Origin of the sequence: Paenibacillus sp. F4, from assembly GCF_002894905.1 — a bacterium.
GTDB classification, from domain to species: Bacteria; Bacillota; Bacilli; order Paenibacillales; family Paenibacillaceae; genus Paenibacillus; species Paenibacillus polymyxa_B.
In genome coordinates this window covers 596,222-618,261 of record NZ_POVS01000009.1, presented here as the reverse complement: position 1 = coordinate 618,261, position 22,040 = coordinate 596,222, and the positions used below count along the sequence as shown (strand labels likewise).

Sequence of the window (22,040 nt, the reverse complement as noted above, 5' to 3'; positions counted from 1 at the left end):
GCCGCATAGACGGCAGAGGACCTTGTATCGGTTACGGCTGACAAATAAACGGCTGGAGAGGTGTAGTTGTGTTTAAAGATTTATTCCAAAAGAAGCGTAAATACGCGACCATCCCTTCGGAACGGGCGCTGAGCGGCGATCAAGCGGACATGCCGGATCGTCCCAAACGGGAAATTCCCGAAGGTCTTATGACCAAATGTGGCAAGTGTGGAAGTATTCAATACAGCAAAGAACTAGAGAAAAATTTGAAAGTGTGTCCGGTGTGCGGATACCATATGCGTTTGAATGCAATGGATCGCATTCGCATGGTGCTCGACGAAGACACGTTTAAGGAATATGATGCCGATATGATTTCGGTTGACCCGCTGGACTTTCCGGGATATGCGAGCAAGCTGGAGCAACAGACCCTGAAATCTGGCTTGCGAGAGGCTGTCGTTACGGGCGACGGCCTTATTTATGGACATCCTGTTGTCGTTGCTGTGATGAGCTTTGACTTTTTTACTGGCAGTATGGGTTCGGTCGTAGGAGAGAAAATTACCCGCGCCATTGAGCAAGCAATAGACAAGCGTCTGCCGCTAATTATTTTCTCAACTTCCGGCGGGGCACGTATGCAGGAAAGTATTTTAAGCTTGATGCAGATGGCAAAAACAAGTGCTGCTCTTGCTCGTCTGGATGAGCAGGGATTGCTCTATATTTCTGTTATCACCGACCCGACTACAGGCGGAGTTTCCGCCAGCTTTGCTACGCTTGGAGATATTAATATCGCGGAGCCAGGAGCTGTATTCGGCTTTGCAGGGCGTATTGTAATTGAACAGACAATCAGACAGAAGTTGCCGGATGATTTTCAAACATCCGAATTTAATTTGCAGCATGGACAATTGGATATGGTTGTACACCGCAAGGAACTGCGTGATACCCTCGGGCAACTGCTTGATCTGCACAGTGTGAAAGGGGTGGAATAGATGGCTGGTGAATTGCCTTATGAAAAGCCCCTGGTCGAGATGCGACAGAAGATTGAAGAACTCAAGCAATTCGGACAGGATAAGCAAATTGATTTTACAGATGAAATCAACCGTCTCGAGGAACGTTATCTCGAGATGGAAGAAGAAATATATTCGAACATTACAGCACCACAAAAAATGCATTTGGCCCGTCATCATCAAAGACCAACGTCTCTTGATCTGATTGAGCAGGTGTTTACGGACTTTATTGAATTACACGGCGACCGCTTGTTTGGAGACGATCTGGCGGTTGTGGGCGGAATTGCCAAGCTAAATGGTATTCCGGTGACCGTCATTGGTCAACAGCGTGGTAAGGATACGAAAGATAACATTGCACGTTTCTTTGGCAGTGCTCATCCGGAAGGATTTCGTAAAGGCTTGCGTCTGATGCAGCAGGCTAATAAATTCAAACGCCCTATTATTACATTTATTGATACGAAGGGCGCTTATCCGGGTAATACAGCAGAGGAGAGAGGACAATCGGAAGCGATTGCCCGCAACTTGCGGGAGATGGCAAAGCTTTCGGTGCCTGTTATTTGTGTGGTCATCGGCGAGGGTGGAAGCGGCGGTGCGCTTGCGTTTGCAGTCGGTAACCGTGTGCTGATGCTGGAACATGCCATTTATTCGGCCATTTCTCCAAACGGTGCAGCTTCGATTCTATGGAAAGATGCTTCCAAGGCCGATCAGGCAGCTGAAGCCATGAAGATTACGGCTAATGACCTCCTGCGCATGGAAATTATCGAGGATATTGTGCCGGAGCCGAAAGGGGGCGCGCATCGTAACTATGAAGTGACTGCTGCCGCAATCAAGGAGCTATTGGAACGTCATTTGGCAGACCTTACGAATATGAGCTGCGATGAATTGAGGGAAGATCGGTATCAAAAATTCCGAAAAATAGGTCAATACACCTTCTTGAAGCCTTCGGAATCTGAGCCTATGTTGTAATACGCTGTAAACGGGTAACAATAAATATGACGAACTTCCTATACAAATAGGAAAAAGTGTAGTAGATTTAATTGTTGGAAAAAGATATAAAGAGTAGCACCTTTGAAAACGGAGGAAAAACCCAAATGCGCAAAACTAAGATTGTATGTACCATCGGTCCTTCCAGTGAGTCATTGGAAAATGTGAAGAAACTGATTTTGGCTGGTATGAACGTAGCCCGCCTGAATTTCTCTCACGGTGATTTCGAGGAGCATGGCAACCGGATTAAAAACATCCGTCAAGCTTGTAAGGAGCTTAACAAAAACGTTGCTATTTTGCTCGATACGAAGGGGCCGGAAATCCGGACAGGAAAGCTCGAAGTTGAACCTATTGAGCTTGTTCAGGACGAGTTCATTACGCTGACAACGGAAGAAATTCTCGGTACGCAAGATCGTATTTCCATTACGTACAAGGATCTTCCCTCGGACGTGGAGCCCGGCTCCACCATTCTGATCGACGATGGTCTGATCGGACTCACCGTTATTGAAGTATCAGGCACTGAAATCAAATGCCGCATTGTTAATGGCGGAACGATCAAAAGCAAGAAGGGCGTTAACGTTCCAGGCGTTGCTATTTCTTTGCCTGGTATTACGGAAAAAGATGCTAATGATATCATTTTCGGTATTGAGCAGGACATTGATTTCATCGCGGCTTCTTTTGTTCGTAAAGCAAGTGATGTACTGGAAATTCGTGAATTGCTGGCGAAACACAACGCCAGTCATATTCAAATCATTTCCAAAATCGAAAATCAGCAAGGTGTGGACAACCTGGACGAAATTTTGGAAGCTTCGGATGGCCTGATGGTTGCCCGTGGTGACCTTGGTGTGGAAATTCCTGCTGAAGAAGTGCCTCTGGCGCAGAAATTGATGATTAACAAATGTAATGTATCTGGCAAGCCTGTTATTACGGCAACACAAATGCTGGATTCCATGCAACGTAACCCGCGTCCGACTCGTGCGGAAGCAAGTGACGTGGCGAATGCTATTTTTGACGGAACAGACGCAATTATGCTGTCCGGCGAAACAGCTGCGGGTAAATATCCGGTAGAATCCGTATTGACGATGTCACGTATTGCAGAAAAAGCTGAGTCCTCTCTGAACTACCGTGATTTGTTCAAGAAACAAAGAACGGCTCAAGAAATTAGTATTACAGAAGCAATCAGCCAATCTGTTTCTATTTCTGCACTTGACCTGCATGCCAAAGCGATCCTGACGTCCACACAAAGCGGAACAACGGCGCGTATGATTTCTAAATACCGTCCTGAAGCTCCGATTGTTGCTGTGACAACACAGGAAAGAACAGTTCGCCGTTTGGCTCTGATCTGGGGCGTACATGCAGTACAAGGCAGACCAATCGTTGACACAACAGATAGTCTGTTTGACAACGCACTGGAAGGCGGTCGCAAATCTGGCCTCGTTAAAGAGGGCGATTTGGTTGTGATTACTGCGGGCGTACCTCTTGGTGATTCCGGTTCTACGAACCTGATCAAAATTAGCTGCGTTCCAGCACAAGCGTAATTAAAGTCTCCATGAAATAATACCGAGGCTGTATGTATCGTTATAACAAGCAAAAGAGCATTCAAGTCAATAAGACTTGGATGCTCTTTTTTATGTTCTCTAGCTTTTCATTTCCAGTCCTTCTCGTCGTATGAAATCAAGAAATGCCTGTTGTATCAAGTTCATATGTGTATCTTGTTGATACACGATGTTTATTTGATAATGGCTCCTTTTGTTATCAGCCTCGGAATAAGGAAGCCATTCCACCGAGGGAGCAGCATTGTCATTATTATCGACTCCGCTTGCAGGAAAGAAGGCAAGCGCTTCTCCGCCGCTTACGACTTGCTTTACCGCTTCCCAAGAGTTGATTTCCAGATGAGGCTTAACTAGCGAGGAATACTGATCTACAACTGATGAACCGCTATATTTTACCCATGTGTGCTTGTCCAGCATATCGGGTCCATCGACCTCCTCTAATTTGGATGCAGGTGCAAGTGCAGATGCAGAACGGATAACTCCTACTTGATCTGAAGCCACTGGCTCTGCCACCGTATACTCTGGAAGAGAATCTCTATCGTCGAGAAAAGCAAAATCAATTTCCCCCTGTTTCAGTAGCTGCTTAATTGCATCCGGGGATTGAATCTCCAACTGAATACGACAATCTGGATATCGTTGAGCAAACTTAGCCATCAAAGTGGGGAGGAGATACGTACCTGATATCGACTCTGCACTCAGATGTAATTGCGCCTGTGACTCTTCTGTCAGTTCATCTACAGCTTGTCTAGCTTCTTGCTCCAGAGAGATGATCTGCTTTGCGTAAGGTAATAATTTTTTTCCAGCTTCCGTTAGCATAATTCTGCCTTGTTGAAGAGAGAATAGGGAAATACCCATTTCCTTTTCCAAGCTTTTCATATGAAAGCTGACGGTAGGTTGTTTGACTTGCAAAGCTTCGGCCACATCCGTCGCCTTATGGAATTTGTCGATCAGCATCAAAATACGCAATTTTAGAATATTCATGGAATCCAACAGTTCTCCTTATATGTCTTTCATATGTGAATTTCAAACTATAGATTAATTATATACCGAAAAATAATTTATCTATCAATATTTTATATTTGTTTTACAAAACCACGTCGTTCGTCTAACATTCCAGGCCTACAATGTAAAAGTGTTGATGGTCATAAATAAAAAACCGTCACTTAACTAAGGGGAGGACAATAAAAAATGTTGAAAAAATGGCCGTTCATTCTGATGACTCTCACCATGGTATTTGCACTTGCAGCTTGCGGATCAGGTAACAATGCTGCACCACAAGGAGAAGCTGCTACAGGAACAGACAATAAAGCAGCTGCTGAACTGACAGGAAACATTCTGGCTGTTGGCTCCACTGCACTTCAACCATTGGTAGAGCAAGCGGGACAAAAATTTATGGCTGTCGATAAATATAAAGGCATTGCAGTTCAAGTGCAGGGCGGCGGTAGCGGTACTGGCTTGACTCAGGTTTCCGGCGGACAAGCGGACATCGGTAACTCCGACGTGTTTGCAAAAGAAAAACTGGAGAGCGGCGCAGATGAGCTGGTCGATCACCAAGTAGCTGTTGTAGCCATGTCAGCGGTAGCGAATCCTAAAGTAGGTGTTACAGACCTGAAAAAAGATCAATTGGTACAAATCTTTACAGGTAAAATCACGAACTGGAAAGATGTTGGCGGTGCAGATCAAAAAATCGTTATTGTAAACCGTCCAAGCAGCTCCGGTACTCGTGCAACATTTGAAAAATACGCATTGGGACAAAAAACGGAAGATCTGCCGGGCTCCATTCAAGAAGATTCCTCCGGTACTGTGAAAAAGCTGATTGCTGAAACACCGGGTGCGATTGGTTATCTGGCTCTGTCCTACATCGACAACACAGTTACTACTTTGAAATACGATGGCGTTGAAGCTAACGTTGAAAATGTAGAACAAGGTAAATATCCAGTGTGGGCTTACGAGCATATGTACACTAAAGGTGAGCCAAAAGAGCATGTGAAAGCATTCCTGGACTACATTCTGTCAGATGAAATCCAAAAAACGGATGTCGTAGACTTGGGATACATTCCAGTAGCAGGTATGCAAGTGAAACGTGATGCTGACGGTAATATCACGAAATAAGGAGAGTCATACCTCCTGTTCGATGAACGCAGCTAACGCGAGTATATTCACGAAGAAGAGGCGGACTAGCGTCCGGCCTCTATTCTTCGGTTAAAGGAGTTACAGTATGGAACCAATTGAAGGGAAGGCATACATGGAACAGAATAAACGATCCCGAGTTATGAAAGAAAGACATTACTGGGAAGAATGGACCGGCCGCATATATACGTCGGTTTGTGTCGTTTTTTTAGTTGCAGTCATTGTCTCCATCGTATATTTTGTTGCCTCCAAAGGTGTAGCTACATTTGCGGTGAATGGAGTCAGTCTGCGAGAGTTTTTCTTTGGAACCAAATGGAGCCCGGATGGCGAGCCTAAGTCTTTCGGCGCGCTTCCGTTTATTACGGGTTCTTTTGCAGTAACAATACTGGCGGCTTTAATTGCCAGTCCGCTCAGCTTATGTGCGGCTTTATTTATGACGGAAATCGTGCCGAAATCGGGTAAACGTATCCTTCAACCCGCGATTGAATTATTATCCGGTATTCCGTCTGTTGTATATGGCTTTGTCGGCTTGACCGTGATCGTCCCGCTGCTGCGGAACGTGTTTGGAGGACAAGGCATCGGCATTCTGGCAGGCTGCCTAGTGCTGTCCGTCATGATTTTGCCGACGATTACGAGTATTATGGCGGATGCGTTGTCTTCCTTGCCGGGGGGGCTGCGTGAATCCTCTTATGCTTTGGGTGCTACCCGCTGGCAGACAATCGCCCGTGTCATTATTCCGACGCTGTTGCCTGCTCTTTTAACAGGAATTATTCTCGGTATGGCTCGTGCCTTCGGAGAAGCGTTGGCTGTACAGATGGTAATCGGGAATGCTCCGCACATACCGCATTCCTTGCTGGAATCCGCTTCGACCTTGACCAGCGTGATTACACTTAGCATGGGGAATACAGCGATGGGCTCCGTTCATAACAATGCTCTCTGGAGCATGGCGCTTGTTCTTCTGCTCATGACATTCATTTTCGTGCTGCTGGTAAGGCTGCTTGAAAGGAGAAACCGGGTTTGATGAAAGCTAAAACGACCGACAAGATCGCTACATTTGTAATCTGTTTCTTCGCCTTGTTCATTGTTGCTCTTTTGGTTGGATTACTGGGCTTCATTTTGGCCCGCGGAGTCAGTCATATTTCTTTTGACTTTCTAACCAGTGCTCCCCAAACATTACGTGCAGGCGGTGGTATTGGCCCACAACTATTTAATTCCGTATTTTTGTTAATCTTAACTTTGATTATCACCATTCCGATTGGCTGGGGCGCAGGTATTTACATGGCGCAATATGCAAAGCCGGGGAAAATTACGGACTTTATAAGACTTGTCGTCGAAGTATTGTCCTCCTTCCCGTCTATCGTCATCGGATTGTTTGGACTACTACTTATCGTAAATACGTTTGATTTTGGCTTTTCCCTCTTATCAGGAGCCTTGGCTTTGGCCGTATTTAACCTGCCGCTGATGGTTCGCACAACTGAGCAGGCTTTCCGAGCTGTGCCGAAGGAGCAAAAGGAAGCTGGACTTGCACTTGGATTGTCCAAATGGAAAATCATCACCTCCATATTGCTACCAGCCGCACTGCCAAGCTTAATTACGGGTACCATTTTAGCCGCAGGCCGTATTTTCGGGGAAGCCGCCGCATTGCTGTTTACAGCAGGGATGAGTACGCCGCCGCTTGATTTTACCGATTGGAATCCATTGCATGCCAGATCGCCTATTAACCCGATGCGACCTGCTGAAACATTGGCTGTTCATATTTGGAAGGTCAACAGTGAGGGGATTGCTCCTGACTCCAAAGATATTGCTGCAGGCGCTTCTGCCGTACTGGTGCTGCTTGTGCTTGCATTCAACTTGAGTGCAAGATGGTTCGGAAGAGTTGTATACCGCCGTCTGACAGCTGCCAAACGTATGGATTAGAAAGGGGATGAAGAACAATGGAACATGTGATTACGCGAACGGCAAAAACCGCCGCACCAGCAACATCCGTTCAGTCTACGCGTTCGGAACAGCTTGCGGGGCAACCGCCGCATCCGTTCAGTACTGAGGATTTGAGTATTTATTATGGCAGTTTTGAGGCTGTGAAAAAAGTGAATCTGGCCTTTCCCGAACAGACAGTGACTGCCCTGATCGGGCCTTCCGGCTGCGGTAAATCGACCTTTTTGCGCTCCCTTAACCGGATGAATGATGAGATTGCGTCTTCCTCTACAACGGGGCACATCTGGATGGATGGACAGGATTTGACGGCACCGGAAACGGACGTGATCAAGCTGCGTCAGCAAATTGGCATGGTGTGGCAACGTCCCAATCCTTTTTACAAATCCATTTACAATAATATCGCCTTCGGTCCCAAATACCGTGGGGTGCGCAAGAAGAAACAGCTTGATGAAATCGTTGAAAGCAGCCTGCGTAGAGCAGCATTATGGGATGAGGTCAAGGATCGCCTTCACGACTCCGCCCTGGCGCTGTCTGGCGGGCAACAGCAGCGGCTTTGCATTGCACGTGCACTATCCGTTCAGCCGAAAATTCTATTGCTTGACGAGCCAGCCTCCGCGCTGGACCCTGTGTCTACAGGCAAGGTAGAAGAGCTCATCACCGAATTAAAAAAAGAACTGCGCATCGTTATTGTGACGCACAATATGCAGCAGGCTGCACGAATTTCCGATTATACTGCTTATTTTTATATTGGAAGTCTGGTTGAACATGGGAAAACGAACGATATTTTCACGAATCCTGAAAATGAGCTGACTCAGGAGTACATCATGGGTCGATTTGGTTAAGCGATGTTGCTCATCGACCTACTTTATATTAGCTGCAACGTAAAATCCTCTTACTAATCCAGCATTAGTAAGAGGATTTTTATTGTTTTCAACGTTTTGTAACTTTGTTAATCTATTAGTAAATTAAAATATATTGATCGTTTGGGTATATTTTCATATAATACAACTAACTATTTATCATGCATAAATAGTGGTTTAGTTCCCCTCGCTATCAAAAAGAATCTTCAGCAAGAATATATAGGGTTAAACTGAACACAATTACCCAACTCAAAATAAGGGAGAGGTTCAAATGAAGAAGAAGATGTGTCCAACCGTAAAGATGATAGCGCTTTCAAGTTTGGCGATTACAGTAACGTCAGGACTCCTAAGTCCCTCATGGGCTGCGGCACAGGAGATGGTGCCGACTACATATGATTCAGGACGTGAATCGGCGACTGCTTCTTATGAACTTACCACAGATTCAGCTGTGGGACGGGACGTTTATGGTGGTGATGTAAATTCAGGTGTTTTGGATCGTGAGCAATTATTTGGGCTATCGGCTGTGGCGAAGCCAACCGCTGTTGTGAATACAGACAGCCTCTTGAACAAAATGCGCGACTTTAGCAAGTTTTCTACGGGGGATATATCCAAGGATACGACGCTTGCCTTAAATATTGTATCCTGGCAATTGCCGCATGGCGGATTCTTCAAAGCTATGGAAAAGAATTATAAATCCAAATGGGATGGAAAAGCTGCACGCTCCACATGGAAAAGCAAGGATGGTGTTGAACTCGGAACGTTTGATAACGAGGCCACGACAACCGAGATTCGTTTTTTAGCGGATGTATACAAAAAAACCAAAAATAAAGATATTAAGAACAGTGTACAAAAAGCAGTCGACTTCGTACTAACCTCTCAATATTCCTCAGGTGGCTGGCCTCAGGTATACCCTAAACGTGGTAATTATTCCGATGCTGTAACTTATAATGATGATGCAATGGTCAGAGTTATGGTTTTGGCTGACGATATTGTGAACAAGAAGCAGCCGTTTGATAGCGATATTCTGGATGACTCTTACCGCTCCAGACTTCAGCAAGCGCTAAACAAAGGTATCCAGTACACAATTAAATCTCAAATTGTAAATAATGGTACACCAACAATATGGGGTGCACAGCACGATCCGGCTACTTATGCATCTGTTGAAGCCCGGGCATTTGAGTTACCTTCCAAAACAACTACGGAATCAGTAGGCATTACTGCTTTTCTCATGTCCCAGCCGCAAACCGCTGAAGTGAAAAAAGCGGCTCAGAGTGCTTTGAAATGGTTTGACGCGAACCGAATCGACGGTATCAAATACAATCGTCAAGGTCCAGAGTTTTTCCAAAAGGACGCATCGAGCGTAATGTGGTATCGGTTCTATAATGTGGAAGACAACAAGTATTTCTTTTCAGATCGAGATGGCAAAAAGTATACCGACATCATGAAAATTAGTGAGGAAAGACGACTTGGTTACGCCTGGGCGGGAAGCCAGGCTAAGAGCTTGCTCAAGCTGGCTTCGGATAGCGGGTATTATAAACTGTCCAAGCCGTTGCCACAATAATAAAGGCATTATTATATATGATTGGCGAGGGCGGACCGTTCGGTCTGCCCTCTTTTTGTTCCCGGGCTGCAAATATGGTTTAATGGAGAGAGGGCAAAATAGAGATAAAGATGCACAAAGATAGGAGAGCTTGTATGACTCAAGAGGAGAAACAAACGGAATTACGCTGGTACGGCGCACCGCTACGCGTCCGTTATCAGGAAAGCGACCAGATGGGGGTCGTATATCATGCAAATTATCTGAACTGGTTTGAGATCGGGCGCACCGAAATGATCCGACAGGCGGGTTTTAACTATCGGAGTATGGAGGAACGAGGAGTCTTGCTTCCAGTTATTGAAATCAATGCGAAATATGCGAGTCCTGCTCGATATGATGATTTAATTACCATTTATACCGCAATTACGGACTTCTCCAGACTACGTCTAAACTATATCTATGAGGTTCGACGGGTAACGGAAGATGAGCATCAAAGGTATCTGGGAAAGGTATGGACCCAGGCAGACACGCTGCCGGGAGAGCTGCTTGTTACAGGGATGACACGTCACGTATGGTTGAACACCGAATGGAAGCCTGTTCGACTGGATCAGGCGCTACCTGAGCTGTACACTGCATTAAGGTTTGCTTTTACAGGCGGGGAGGGACAGAAGTCATGATGATGCGTAAACGTCTGTGGCTGTTGTTGCTGCTCATTCCTTTGGCGGAGCTGTACGGGTTTATATGGGTAAGTCATTGGATTGGAGCGGGCAAAACGATTTTACTCATCATTCTGACGACCCTAATCGGGGCTGCCATGATGCAATTTGAAGGTCGTAAGGTGATTGCCGATGCGAAAAACGAAATGAACCGGGGACAAATGCCCGGCCGTAAAATGCTGGATGGATTATGTGTCTTTTTCGGTGGGAGTTTGCTGCTTATCCCTGGATTTTTAACAGATATTATTGGTTTTACGTTGGTGTTCCCTTTAACACGAGCGTTGTACCGACGCTTTTTATTGAAGTGGCTGGAGAAAAAAATGAAGAACGGCAGTATTACGTTTCGGCGGTTTTGACGTGAGCTGCCGTTTTTTCTATCCATGATCTAGCGGACTCTTCCGGCGAGAATATAGTTGCGCAAGTCCTGAATGACATTCGCGCGATTCAGTGCATCAACGACAATCAGTGATACAGGTCCGATAATTAGTCCTAAAACGCCAAACAACTTGAGCCCGATGAACATACCGATGAGGGTGGGAAGCGGGTTCAAGCCCACGCTGCTGGCCAGCACCTTAGGCTCCACGATCTGTCGTCCAATCAACAGGATGATATAAAGGATCGACAATCCTACCCCTAGTGCCAAATTACCAGACATATACGCATACAGTATCCACGGAATCATCACAATGCCAACCCCCAAATAAGGTAGCAAGTCCACCAGCCCGATCATCAAACCGATGGTAAAGGCGGATTCCACACGCAATGTGAACAGCCCAACAATGACCGTTAATGCCGTAATGGAGTTGATAATAAACTGTGCACGCAAATAGCCGTACAGTGCTTTACGCAGATCGTGCCATATATCCGACAATGGCTTGCGAATCGTATCAGGAATCGTGTTTGAGAGCATCCGACTATGTCGGTCCCAATCCTTACTAATAAAAAAGGCTGCTAATACAATAACCATTAGAACTGCTCCCATATTAGGCAAAGAGGTCAGCAAGTTCAAAACTCCATTAAAAAATTGAGCGACTAGCGTAGTGACAGCCGAACTGACGGTTTGAGTTGTCTTATCAATATTACTGTTAATGGTATGTTGGTAATCCGGATTCTCCCGGATGAAATGGTTAATTTCAATAATTACATTTTGAATCAAATCACTCTGTGTCCAATCGATAAACAGGCTTTTAAAACGCTCAATATGTCCGTCAAAAGTCATGGCCAACTTTATAACTTCTCGGACCATGCGGGTGATTGCTGCAGATAGGATAATTGCAATTCCACCTAAATATACAAATAATGAGACCGTGACAGCCGTCCAACGTGGCATACGGGCTTTGTTACGCAGAAAACCAACCAGTGGATTCATGGCATAAGCCACAAGCCAGGCGAATAGGAAAGGATAGACGAGAGGGAAAAGCACATATATACCCAGTAACAGAGCTACAATCACGATTGCCACCCATAGAGCACGAAATATGCGATTCAGGATTAACCGGCTCAAGCTTTCACGGCTCCTTTCTTTTACGATAGTTTTTCATAAAATAAATGCTCTACTATACATATGCGGGAAAGGGGGGAGACAAGACCTGTGTAAAAAAGTGCAAATGAATCAATATTTTTTGTAAGGGGTTTCAAAAATTTATTTATGGAAGCGATAAAACATTTGAATGTGTTGGAATAGCCCTCAATGTTCACATAAACGACAAAATCCAGTATAGTGAAAGAAGGTTTAAATATTGACATATGGCGTTAACATTACTCAGCTATTTAAAAGACATATCTTACTTTTGAAAATGTTTACATTGCAAGTCCGTTCACAATGTTTTTACAAAGGAGAGATGTAACGATGACAGCGACTAAAGGTCTGGAAGGGATCGTAGCGACCACTTCCTCCATAAGCTCTATCGTAGATGGCGTTCTCACGTACCGGGGTTATAACATTGATGATTTGGCTGTTAACGCCGATTTTGAAGAGGTAGCTTATTTGTTGTGGTTTGGAAAATTACCTGATAAAGAGCAATTGCAGGAGCTTCGCAACCAGTTAAGCGAATACGCTGCTATTCCGGATGAAATTGTTACTCAATTAAAGTTATATCCGAAAAATTTGAGCACGATGGCTGCTTTGAGGTCAGCCGTATCGTCTCTCGCTTTGTATGACCCAGAGGCGGATGATATGTCGAGAGAGTCTAATGTGACCAAAACCGTCAAGCTTCAGGCGCAATTGCCTACCATTGTGGCAGCTATAGCACGTATACGCGAGGGCTTGGAGCCGATTGCGCCTAAAAAAGGTATTTCCATCGCTGAAAACTTTTTGTATCAGCTGACTGGCAAGGATCCAGAGGAGACGGCTATTAAAGCGTTCAATCAGGCTCTCGTGCTGCACGCCGATCATGAATTAAATGCGTCTACCTTTGCTGCGCGTGTAACGGTAGCCACATTGTCGGATATTTATTCCGGAATCACGTCTGCTATTGGAGCTTTAAAAGGACCACTGCATGGTGGGGCCAATGAGGCTGTGGCCAAAACGCTGGAGGAGATTGGTGGCTTGGATCAGGTGGACTCCTATATTCAGGCGAAACTGGATAACCGCGAAAAAATTATGGGCTTTGGACACCGAGTCTATAAAAACGGTGATCCGCGTGCCAAGCACTTGCACAAAATGTCCCGCGAACTGGGGGAAATGAACGGCGACACAACGTTGTTTGATATGTCAGTTCGAATTGAGGGAATTGTAACAGGGCAAAAAGGTTTGAAGCCCAATGTGGATTTTTATTCTGCCTCTGTGTATACCCAGTTAGGTATCAAGAGAGACCTGTTTACACCTATTTTTGCTGTGAGTCGTGTATCCGGGTGGACCGCACACATTTTAGAGCAGTATGAAAATAACCGCCTGATTCGTCCTCGCGCCGAATATACAGGTCCAATGGATCAAAAATATGTATCACCAGAGTTGCGTTAACCCTTTGTCGAAGGAAGATTGAGGTTGTATACCCTGAATTTAAAAAATAAGGTACAATAGAGGGGACGACGAGAGATGTACGTTTTTGTCTGTGATAAAGATCATGTCTTTCGTCCTGTACCCATTCATATCTGAGGAGGAAAAGGAACTTATGGCGAAATTTGAAAAGTTTGAGCTCCCAACTGAAGGCGAAAAAATTACGATTGATAACGGTCAACTACGGGTTCCGAACCATCCGGTAATTCCGTTTATCGAAGGTGACGGCACGGGTCGCGATATCTGGAAAGCTTCCAAGCGCGTACTGGACGCAGCTGTAGAAAAAGCATATAACGGCAGCAAAAAGATTGCCTGGTATGAAGTATTCGCTGGTGAGAAAGCTTTCAATACATACGGCGAATGGCTCCCTAACGATACTTTGGAAGCCATCCGTGAGTATATTGTAGCCATCAAAGGTCCACTTACAACACCTATTGGCGGTGGTATCCGTTCGTTGAATGTGGCATTGCGGCAAGAACTGGATTTATACGTATGTCTGCGTCCTGTTCGTTATTTTAACGGTGTTCCTTCTCCAGTGAAACGTCCTGAATTGGTAGACATGGTTATTTTCCGTGAGAACACAGAAGATATTTACGCGGGGATCGAGTATGCCGAAGGGTCCGAAGACGTGAAAAAGGTTATTCAGTTCCTCCAACAAGAGCTGGGTGTGAACAAAATTCGTTTCCCTGAAACCTCTGGTATTGGCATTAAGCCAGTTTCTTCCGAGGGTTCAAAGCGTCTGGTACGGGCAGCCATTCAGTATGCTGTTGACCACGGACGCAAGAGTGTCACGCTCGTACACAAAGGTAACATTATGAAATTTACCGAGGGTGCCTTCAAAAACTGGGGTTATGAAGTGGCTGAGGAAGAATTTGCAGATAAAGTATTTACTTGGGCCCAATATGATGTAATCAAGGAAAAAGACGGTGAGGATGCGGCAAATGCAGCTCAAAAAGCAGCTGAAGATGCAGGCAAAATCATTATCAAGGATGCGATTGCTGATATTGCACTTCAGCAAGTACTGACTCGTCCTTCTGAATTTGATGTAATTGCTACGCTCAACCTGAACGGGGACTATCTGTCCGATGCTCTTGCTGCCCAAGTTGGTGGAATTGGTATTGCGCCAGGTGCAAACATTAACTATGTAACAGGGCATGCTATCTTTGAAGCTACACATGGTACAGCTCCAAAATACGCCGACAAAGACGTAGTGAACCCTGGTTCCGTAATTCTGTCGGGCGTAATGTTGCTTGAACACTTGGGTTGGAAAGAAGCGGCTGACCTGATTTACAAAGGGCTGGAGACGTCCATTAATAAGAAGATTGTAACTTATGACTTTGCTCGTCTGATGGATGGTGCTACACAAGTGAAATGCTCCGAGTTCGCAGATACCATTATTAGTAACCTGTAAGGAAGGGGAATACTACTTGTCCATTCAACGTAAAAAAATATCCATTGTTGGCGCCGGTTTTACCGGTGCCACTACCGCATTGCTGCTGGCTCAAAAGGAGCTAGGTGATATCGTACTGATCGATATTCCGCAACTAGAGAATCCGACCAAAGGCAAGGCGCTTGATATTTTGGAGGCCGGTCCGGTACAGGGATTTGACAGCCAGATCACGGGCACTTCCAGTTACGAGGATGCAGCTAACTCGGATATCGTCATTATTACAGCCGGGATTGCACGCAAGCCGGGTATGAGCCGTGATGATTTGGTAAATACGAACGCAGGAATTGTAAAATCCGTTTGTGAGAACGTGAAGAAGTATGCGCCGGATTCTATCGTCATTATTCTGAGTAATCCGGTAGATGCTATGACCTATACTGCCTACCAAACGCTTGGGTTCCCGAAAAATCGGGTTATTGGCCAATCAGGTGTGCTGGATACAGCACGATATTGTACCTTTATTGCACAAGAACTGAACGTTTCCGTCGAAGACGTACGCGGCTTCGTTATGGGTGGTCACGGTGATGATATGGTGCCTCTGGTACGCTATTCCAGCGTTGGAGGTATACCTATCGAAACCCTGATTTCGCAGGAACGTATCGAAGCAATCGTACAACGGACACGCGGTGGTGGCGGTGAGATCGTCAACCTGTTGGGTAATGGTAGCGCATATTATGCACCGGCAGCTTCGCTTGCACAGATGACAGAAGCGATTGTAAAAGATAAAAAACGGATTATCCCGGTCATTGCCTATCTGGAGGGAGAGTACGGCTATCAGGATTTGTTCCTTGGCGTACCGACACTTCTTGGCGGTAATGGTATCGAAAAAGTGTTCGAGTTGGAATTGACAGCCGAAGAAAAAGCAGCGCTCGATCAATCCGCCGAATCGGTCCGCAGTGTGATTAAAATAGTTACCGTATAGATTCAATTTTCTACTAAAACGGTATACTTTTACTTGAAGAGGTGTTCTCAAGCCATAGTCATGGCCATCGGACACCTCTTTTACTTTTAAACGGAAATAAGGAATCTATTCGTTTTCTTCCTTATTCCTTTGCTTTGGACCACTTCCCCGGTATAATAGAGTTCATATGCATTGATAGTTACATGAGGATTTTGCAAAAATCCTGACATAGAAAAGCATGTCCCAAAACACTGAAAAGATGGTAGTCATTCGTTGGAATATGATCGTTCTATGGAAAAGAGTTTGTGAGAAAACAAAGAAATGGAGGTTGTAAAGAATGTTTTTTATTCACATTATTGGATCACTGGCGATGGGTTTTTATTTATTGCTCCCCTTCGTTGTGGGCAAAATCGACAAATTGGCTCCTAGCGTGCAGGAGGGAACGATATCGGCTGTTCAGCTATTGAACCGTTTGGCTCAATTTGCACTGATCCTAGTGCTTGTTAGCGGTATCTATATGATTTTTGTCTGGAATTCTTATTCGGTAGCATGGATCGTTGTCGTTTTGCTGTTGTTTCTCGCCATTTCTGGTATTGCGGGAGCTATGGGTAAGCCATTACGCTTGTCACTGGAAGCGGTTCGTAACCAACAGCCGATTACGCAATACGCTGGTAAAATGCGGATGTTCAGCACGCTGCTGGCTGTCTTCATGATTTTAATTACGTTTTTAATGGTATACAGCCATATTATTTAATTATGCATTTGGTGAGAGCCTATAATCGAATGATAACAAATGCTAAATTGAAAAAAACGGTCTGTGCTGAATAAGCATAGGCCGTTTTTTGTGCGCTCAAATAACTGCATTTTTCTTTTTTCGTTTAACGGATAACTTTGTGTGGTAAATCAGGAGTAGAGTGGATGCAAATGTTGCATCCTAAAAAATATCTGATTTTGAAGGGAGAATGTATAATGCCTAAAAGTAATCAACCTCAGCAAACTTTGCCCCCACAGCATCAGGACCAGCAACCGGGGATTGAGTCCAAAATGTCGCCTGCACCCCAATTTGAAAAACCAACTTACAAAGCCGCTGGCAAGCTAACAGGAAAAGTTGCACTTATTACTGGTGGGGACAGCGGAATTGGACGGGCTGTAGCTGTCACGTATGCCAAAGAAGGTGCGGACGTAGCTATCATCTACTTGAATGAGCATAAGGATGCAGAAGAAACAAAACGTCAGGTAGAGCAGGAGGGACGCAAATGCGTATTGATTCCTGGCGATATCGGAGATGACCAATTTGCCAAAAAAGCAGTTCAACAGACGGTTAACGAGTTGGGCAAGCTCGACATTGTCGTGAACAATGCGGCAGAGCAGCATCCACAACAAAAGCTGGAGGATATTACCAAGGAACAGTTGGAGCGCACGTTCCGTACGAATATTTTCGGTATGTTCTTCCTGACGCAAGCAGCATTGCCGCATTTGAAGAAAGGGAGCACAATCGTCAATACAACATCGATTACCGCGTACGCTGGGAACAAGACACTCATTGACTATTCTTCGACCAAAGGGGCAATCACATCCTTTACTCGTTCCCTTTCACTCAATTTGGCGGATCAAGGTATTCGGGTGAACGCTGTAGCACCAGGGCCAATCTGGACGCCGTTAATCCCGTCTACATTTGATGCCAAGACGGTCAGCGAGTTTGGAGGAGCACAGCCAATGAAGCGTCCGGGTCAGCCGGAAGAATTGGCGCCAGCCTATGTGTACCTTGCTTCTGATGATTCTTCATATGTAAGCGGGCAGGTTATTCATATCAATGGCGGTGAAGTTATAAACGGATAAGAGGATAAAGGAAAGGCTGGGGCCGTGTTATGCCCTGGCCTTTTTTCTTTTCACAGTGGAACATAATGAAGGTAGCCTGTAGAATGAGACTTAACTTACATAAAGGATGGGCATATTTTATGAAATCGTTTCGTTTCAGGCTTACCCTGATCATGCTGATTTTGATTGGCGTATCTGTCCTTGCTGCTGGAATCACGATGGGACAAATTTTTAAAAATTCGAATATGAAGGTGCTAGAGGAGAACATGGGACGGGAGATCGATCTGCTTCGCGCTACATTCCCTTTTGTTAATGCAGATGCCCTGTCCAGTACAGATTATGTCTCCTATTATTCTCAAAAGGCGAAGGAAATTGCCCGTCTGACGGAATCGCGGGTGACCTTCATTCGCAAGGACGGGACGGTGGTTGGCGATTCGTTAAGCGATCCGCGTAAGATGGAAAACCATGCATCTCGTGAAGAAATTCAGCAAGCCTCCACAGAGAGAATCGGACGCACGATTCGTTACAGCGAAACCTTGCAGCGGAATATGCTATACGTTGCAGAGCCTGTTGTATCGGACAAGGGCTTTGACGGATATATCCGTTTGTCCATGAGTCTGAAAGCGGTGGAGGAGGGAGTACGCCGCGGCTGGACGGCCATCGGGATTGGACTCGTGTTGCTATTTCTTGCTGCTGGATTGGTGAGCTATCGTATTGCCCGCAGTCTGACCTCGCCTATTGAGCATATTACAGGGGTAGCCAACCGCATATCAGGACTGGATTATGACGCAAGAGTTGGTGTACAGCGCCGGGATGAGGTAGGGCAATTGGGTGAAGCCATTAATCGTATGGCTGACAGTCTCCAAAACCAAATGAAAACGATACGTGACAATGAGGATCTCCTCCAGAGCGTTATGAGTAATATGACAGGCGGGATTCTAATGATTGATGCAAGTGAGTGTATTGCGCTTGTAAACCGTGAGTCCGAGCGAATGCTCGGTGTCGTAGGCAAACGGGTGACGGACAAGCCGTATCATGAGCTGAAGAAGCACTATGAGCTCACAAAGCTAATTGAGGGCAGCATACAAAGCCGAGAAAGGCTGCATGGTGAGGTTCATTTGTACAATCCCGAAGAAAGACTCGTGTTGCTGGATGGTGTTCCGATGTATGAGGATGAAGGCGGATACCGAGGGATGCTGTTCCTTTTACAGGATATTACGGCTATTCGACGGTTGGAAAATATGCGGAGCGAATTTGTGGCTAACGTTTCTCATGAGCTAAAAACACCAATTGCCGCAGTCAAGGGTTTTGCCGAGACGTTACTCGGTGGCGGGGTTAAAGATGAGGAGACGGCTCGTTCATTTTTGCAAATTATATATGATGAAAGCGAACGATTGAATCGGCTGATCGGTGACATTCTGGAGCTATCCAAAATTGAATCCAAGCGTTCTCCGCTGGATTGCTCGCCAGTGCACGTTTCGTCGTTCATAGAATCATTGCTGGAAAAACTGAACAATGTAGCGGCCAAAAAAAGAATTACGCTGCATATGGATATCCCGGATGAGCTGTTTATGGAGGCGGATGAAGATAAGCTTCAGCAGATTTTCCTGAACCTTTTGTCTAATGGCATCAACTATACACTTGATGGTGGCAAGGTAAAGATTAAGGTTCTAACGGTACAGCGGGAGAATGATACGGAAAAGGTCGTATTTACAGTCAGTGATACAGGTATTGGAATTCCAAAGAAGGACCTGCCACGTATCTTTGAGCGCTTTTACCGGGTGGACAAAGGACGCTCGCGCAACTCTGGCGGAACGGGACTGGGATTGTCGATCGTCAAACACTTGGTCGATTTGCATCATGGCACCCTTTCGGTGGAAAGTGAGCTTGGATTGGGTACCACATTTACAGTTGAATTACCGCTATTGCAACAGGAAGAATGAACTATAACCTTTTTTACATTCTGTTAACAATGCCGTGATAAAATAAACGGGTGTCGCATGAGTATGGAAAAGGTTTCAGGATTTTGACCAATGCGCCTTTAACAGGTAAACAGGAGATGAAGTTATTTATGGGACAACGCTTGCTGGTTATTGAGGATGAACCAACGCTTGCCAGATTGCTATCCTACAATTTGATACAAGAAGGTTTTGAAGTGGACACGGAGGATCATGGCAGTGCCGGGTTTGAAAAAGCCTCCAGAGAGTCCTACGATTTGATCCTGCTGGATTTGATGCTGCCGGGAATGAACGGACTGGACATTCTGAGCAGACTTCGCCATCAGGGGCTGACAACGCCTATCATTATTTTAACGGCCAAAAACGGCGAGGCCGAAGTTGTCCAAGGGCTGAAGTCGGGTGCAGATGATTACATCACGAAGCCTTTTGGCGTTTCTGAACTGTTGGCCCGTGTAACGGCTGTGCTGCGAAGAACTTCCGGCGGGGATGAAGGAGTGCTGTCTGATCAGAAAGATAGCTCCAAAATTCAATTGGGCGAGCTGGAGATTTACCCTGAAAAATATGAAGTCATTCTTGGAGGTCAGTCCATCAGCCTCAGACCAAAGGAATTTGAGGTACTTCTTTATTTGTCCCGCAAGCCGGGTGTGGTCCTGACCCGGGATGATCTGATGAATGCTGTTTGGGGTTTTGACTACATTGGCGGTCAACGGACCGTGGATGTGCACGTCAGCTCCTTACGTAAAAAGCTGGAGCTGGATCCCGACTCGGTTCATATCGATTCGATCCGTGGAGTGGGGTACAAGCTGGTTGTAAATAAAAAAAGAAGCGCTTCTCATTTGTTATAAATGAGGAGCGTTTTTCTTTGTCCAGGGTGGTGTGGGAAGACTTTTGTGTCCATTTCGTGATTTTACATTTCATTAACAAAAATAGACGCTAGAATCAACAAATGACCGATATGATGTTCCCGTCACTCCAAGTAGTTAAAAAAAGGGGACTTCAGAACGATGATAACGGAACCAAAGACCCAGTCGAGTTCCACTGCCGTGATTGAACGTGAAGCATACAAGCCGATTACTACCTATGTGCCATGCCGGGAGGTTCCGATCATTGGTACGGACATGTCTTGTAAAGAACTGTTAGCACTTATGAAAACACAGGAAGATATACCTTGTGTCATTGTTGTGGATAAAAATGATCTTCCATTGGGCATTATTATGAGAGATGCGTACAATCGCCATTTTACGGGCAGATTTGCTGCGGCGTTGTTCTATGATAAGCCTGCGGCCATATTTGCCGACACCGATACATTAATTGTGGATCTGAAAAGCCGGGCATCGGACATTGTGGAACTGGCGATGCTGCGCGAAGATCAGCGTTTTTACGATTGTGTGTTGATTAAGGAAGGAACACAGTTACTCGGCGTACTTACGATTCGTGATATCCTGTCCGTCGTGCAGCGAATGCAAAGAGAAGCGGACGAAGAGCGGGGCAATGTGATTCGGCATAGCTATGACGGAGTCCAGCGTATACAGCTGACTGTGCTGGATGCAGCTAAAGAAGCCGATGACAGTGTGCAGCTAACCCGCTCAATGAGTGAATTATCCCGCCGTGGCAAAGTAGAACTGGAGGATGTTTTGCTCTCCTATCGTGCAGTCACGGAGCAAATGAAGCGTCAGCATGAGCAGATGTCGGCGTTGACCCAATCGCTGAATGACATTGCGGGCATGGCCTCATCCATTCGTGCATTGGCAGATCACAGCGGACTGCTGGCGATCAATGCGTCCATTGAAGCGGCACATGCTGGCGAACACGGACGAGGCTTCCAGATTGTGTCTCAGGAGGTGCGGAATATGTCACTCCAGACGAAAGCCTTTTCCACACAGATTACAGGCTTACTCACCCATATCGAGCAAATGCTGCGTGACACCGCTGAACTGACGGATACGAGTATGCAGCAGATTCATACAGGCTCTCAATATATTTCTGCCGGAACACAAACTTTTGCCAAACTACTGCAGGCTGTCAATGAAATTGAAGCCAAAAACAGCGAAATGTCCCGTTCCGCAGAGGAAGCGGCTTTGAATGCAGCCGAAATTGCGCAGGAGCTTGAGCTCATGCTAAGTTCTTGATCATTTTACATACCGTTAACAAATCCACCACACTAAATTTACACACAGCTTATATAATCTTCATATTGTGCAAATCAGGTGCAATGCTTGAGGA

Annotated in this window: 20 protein-coding genes; 18 read left to right on the top strand and 2 right to left on the bottom strand. The window is 45.6% G+C overall.

Going from position 1 to position 22,040, the window contains the following annotated elements:
- Positions 1-68: 68 nt before the first annotated feature.
- From accD to pyk, 3 genes are all read left to right on the top strand, one after another.
- On the top strand, positions 69-962 hold the full coding sequence (gene accD / locus C1T21_RS09915; RefSeq protein ID WP_103048106.1) for an acetyl-CoA carboxylase, carboxyltransferase subunit beta: 894 nt from the start codon (positions 69-71) through the stop codon (positions 960-962).
- On the top strand, positions 963-1,946 hold the full coding sequence (locus tag C1T21_RS09910; RefSeq protein WP_103048105.1) for an acetyl-CoA carboxylase carboxyltransferase subunit alpha: 984 nt from the start codon (positions 963-965) through the stop codon (positions 1,944-1,946).
- A 125-nt stretch (positions 1,947-2,071) separates the two neighbouring features.
- Positions 2,072-3,502 (top strand): pyruvate kinase, encoded by a 1,431-nt coding sequence (gene pyk, locus C1T21_RS09905; protein ID WP_103048104.1) that lies wholly within the window; start codon positions 2,072-2,074, stop codon positions 3,500-3,502.
- 99 nt (positions 3,503-3,601) lie between these two features.
- Here the strand turns inward: pyk and C1T21_RS09900 are convergent, their stop codons facing one another.
- Positions 3,602-4,498 carry a LysR family transcriptional regulator gene (locus C1T21_RS09900; protein WP_103048103.1) on the bottom strand — a complete coding sequence of 299 codons (897 nt, stop codon included), beginning with the start codon at positions 4,496-4,498 and terminating at the stop codon, positions 3,602-3,604.
- 207 nt (positions 4,499-4,705) lie between these two features.
- Here C1T21_RS09900 and C1T21_RS09895 point away from each other — a divergent pair, with 207 nt between their 5' ends.
- The 7 genes from C1T21_RS09895 (at position 4,706) to C1T21_RS09865 (ending at position 11,051) form a co-directional block, all read left to right on the top strand.
- Positions 4,706-5,629, top strand: coding sequence for a phosphate ABC transporter substrate-binding protein PstS family protein (locus C1T21_RS09895; RefSeq protein ID WP_103048102.1), 924 nt, complete (start codon positions 4,706-4,708; stop codon positions 5,627-5,629).
- Between the two features lie 106 nt (positions 5,630-5,735).
- Positions 5,736-6,668 carry a phosphate ABC transporter permease subunit PstC gene (gene pstC, locus C1T21_RS09890; protein ID WP_013370343.1) on the top strand — a complete coding sequence of 311 codons (933 nt, stop codon included), beginning with the start codon at positions 5,736-5,738 and terminating at the stop codon, positions 6,666-6,668.
- Entirely contained in the window at positions 6,668-7,564 is an 897-nt protein-coding gene (gene pstA, locus C1T21_RS09885) for a phosphate ABC transporter permease PstA (protein ID WP_023987910.1), read from the top strand. Before pstC ends, pstA begins: the two co-directional genes overlap by 1 nt.
- Positions 7,565-7,581: 17 nt before the next feature.
- Positions 7,582-8,424 carry a phosphate ABC transporter ATP-binding protein PstB gene (gene pstB, locus C1T21_RS09880; protein WP_103048101.1) on the top strand — a complete coding sequence of 281 codons (843 nt, stop codon included), beginning with the start codon at positions 7,582-7,584 and terminating at the stop codon, positions 8,422-8,424.
- A 289-nt stretch (positions 8,425-8,713) separates the two neighbouring features.
- On the top strand, positions 8,714-10,003 hold the full coding sequence (gene pelA / locus C1T21_RS09875) for a pectate lyase (protein ID WP_103048100.1): 1,290 nt from the start codon (positions 8,714-8,716) through the stop codon (positions 10,001-10,003).
- Positions 10,004-10,137: 134 nt separating this feature from the next.
- Positions 10,138-10,656, top strand: coding sequence for an acyl-CoA thioesterase (locus C1T21_RS09870; protein ID WP_103048099.1), 519 nt, complete (start codon positions 10,138-10,140; stop codon positions 10,654-10,656).
- Complete coding sequence (locus C1T21_RS09865; RefSeq protein WP_013309596.1) at positions 10,653-11,051, top strand: FxsA family protein; 399 nt, start codon at positions 10,653-10,655, stop codon at positions 11,049-11,051. The genes C1T21_RS09870 and C1T21_RS09865 overlap by 4 nt, the downstream gene beginning before the upstream one ends.
- 29 nt (positions 11,052-11,080) lie before the next feature.
- Here C1T21_RS09865 and ytvI read toward each other — a convergent pair whose 3' ends face one another.
- Positions 11,081-12,199, bottom strand: a complete 1,119-nt coding sequence (gene ytvI, locus C1T21_RS09860; RefSeq protein ID WP_103048098.1) for a sporulation integral membrane protein YtvI — start codon at positions 12,197-12,199, stop codon at positions 11,081-11,083.
- Between the two features lie 345 nt (positions 12,200-12,544).
- Between ytvI and citZ the strand changes: the two genes are divergently transcribed.
- The 8 genes from citZ (at position 12,545) to C1T21_RS09820 (ending at position 21,946) form a co-directional block, all read left to right on the top strand.
- Positions 12,545-13,657: a citrate synthase gene (gene citZ, locus C1T21_RS09855; protein WP_028542893.1), complete on the top strand. Its 1,113-nt coding sequence runs from the start codon at positions 12,545-12,547 to the stop codon at positions 13,655-13,657.
- A gap of 151 nt (positions 13,658-13,808) precedes the next feature.
- Complete coding sequence (icd, locus tag C1T21_RS09850) at positions 13,809-15,104, top strand: NADP-dependent isocitrate dehydrogenase (RefSeq protein ID WP_069291602.1); 1,296 nt, start codon at positions 13,809-13,811, stop codon at positions 15,102-15,104.
- Between the two features lie 16 nt (positions 15,105-15,120).
- A complete protein-coding gene (mdh, locus tag C1T21_RS09845) occupies positions 15,121-16,062 on the top strand; it encodes a malate dehydrogenase (protein WP_061828678.1) in 942 nt (313 codons plus the stop codon).
- A gap of 316 nt (positions 16,063-16,378) precedes the next feature.
- On the top strand, positions 16,379-16,795 hold the full coding sequence (locus C1T21_RS09840; RefSeq protein WP_103048097.1) for a hypothetical protein: 417 nt from the start codon (positions 16,379-16,381) through the stop codon (positions 16,793-16,795).
- Positions 16,796-17,010: 215 nt separating this feature from the next.
- Complete coding sequence (locus tag C1T21_RS09835) at positions 17,011-17,880, top strand: SDR family oxidoreductase (RefSeq protein WP_013309602.1); 870 nt, start codon at positions 17,011-17,013, stop codon at positions 17,878-17,880.
- Positions 17,881-17,999: 119 nt separating this feature from the next.
- Positions 18,000-19,802, top strand: coding sequence for a two-component system histidine kinase PnpS (gene pnpS, locus C1T21_RS09830; RefSeq protein ID WP_103048095.1), 1,803 nt, complete (start codon positions 18,000-18,002; stop codon positions 19,800-19,802).
- A 128-nt stretch (positions 19,803-19,930) separates the two neighbouring features.
- Positions 19,931-20,662, top strand: a complete 732-nt coding sequence (locus C1T21_RS09825; RefSeq protein ID WP_013309604.1) for a response regulator transcription factor — start codon at positions 19,931-19,933, stop codon at positions 20,660-20,662.
- 159 nt (positions 20,663-20,821) lie between these two features.
- Positions 20,822-21,946 carry a methyl-accepting chemotaxis protein gene (locus C1T21_RS09820; RefSeq protein WP_103048094.1) on the top strand — a complete coding sequence of 375 codons (1,125 nt, stop codon included), beginning with the start codon at positions 20,822-20,824 and terminating at the stop codon, positions 21,944-21,946.
- Positions 21,947-22,040: the final 94 nt, after the last annotated feature.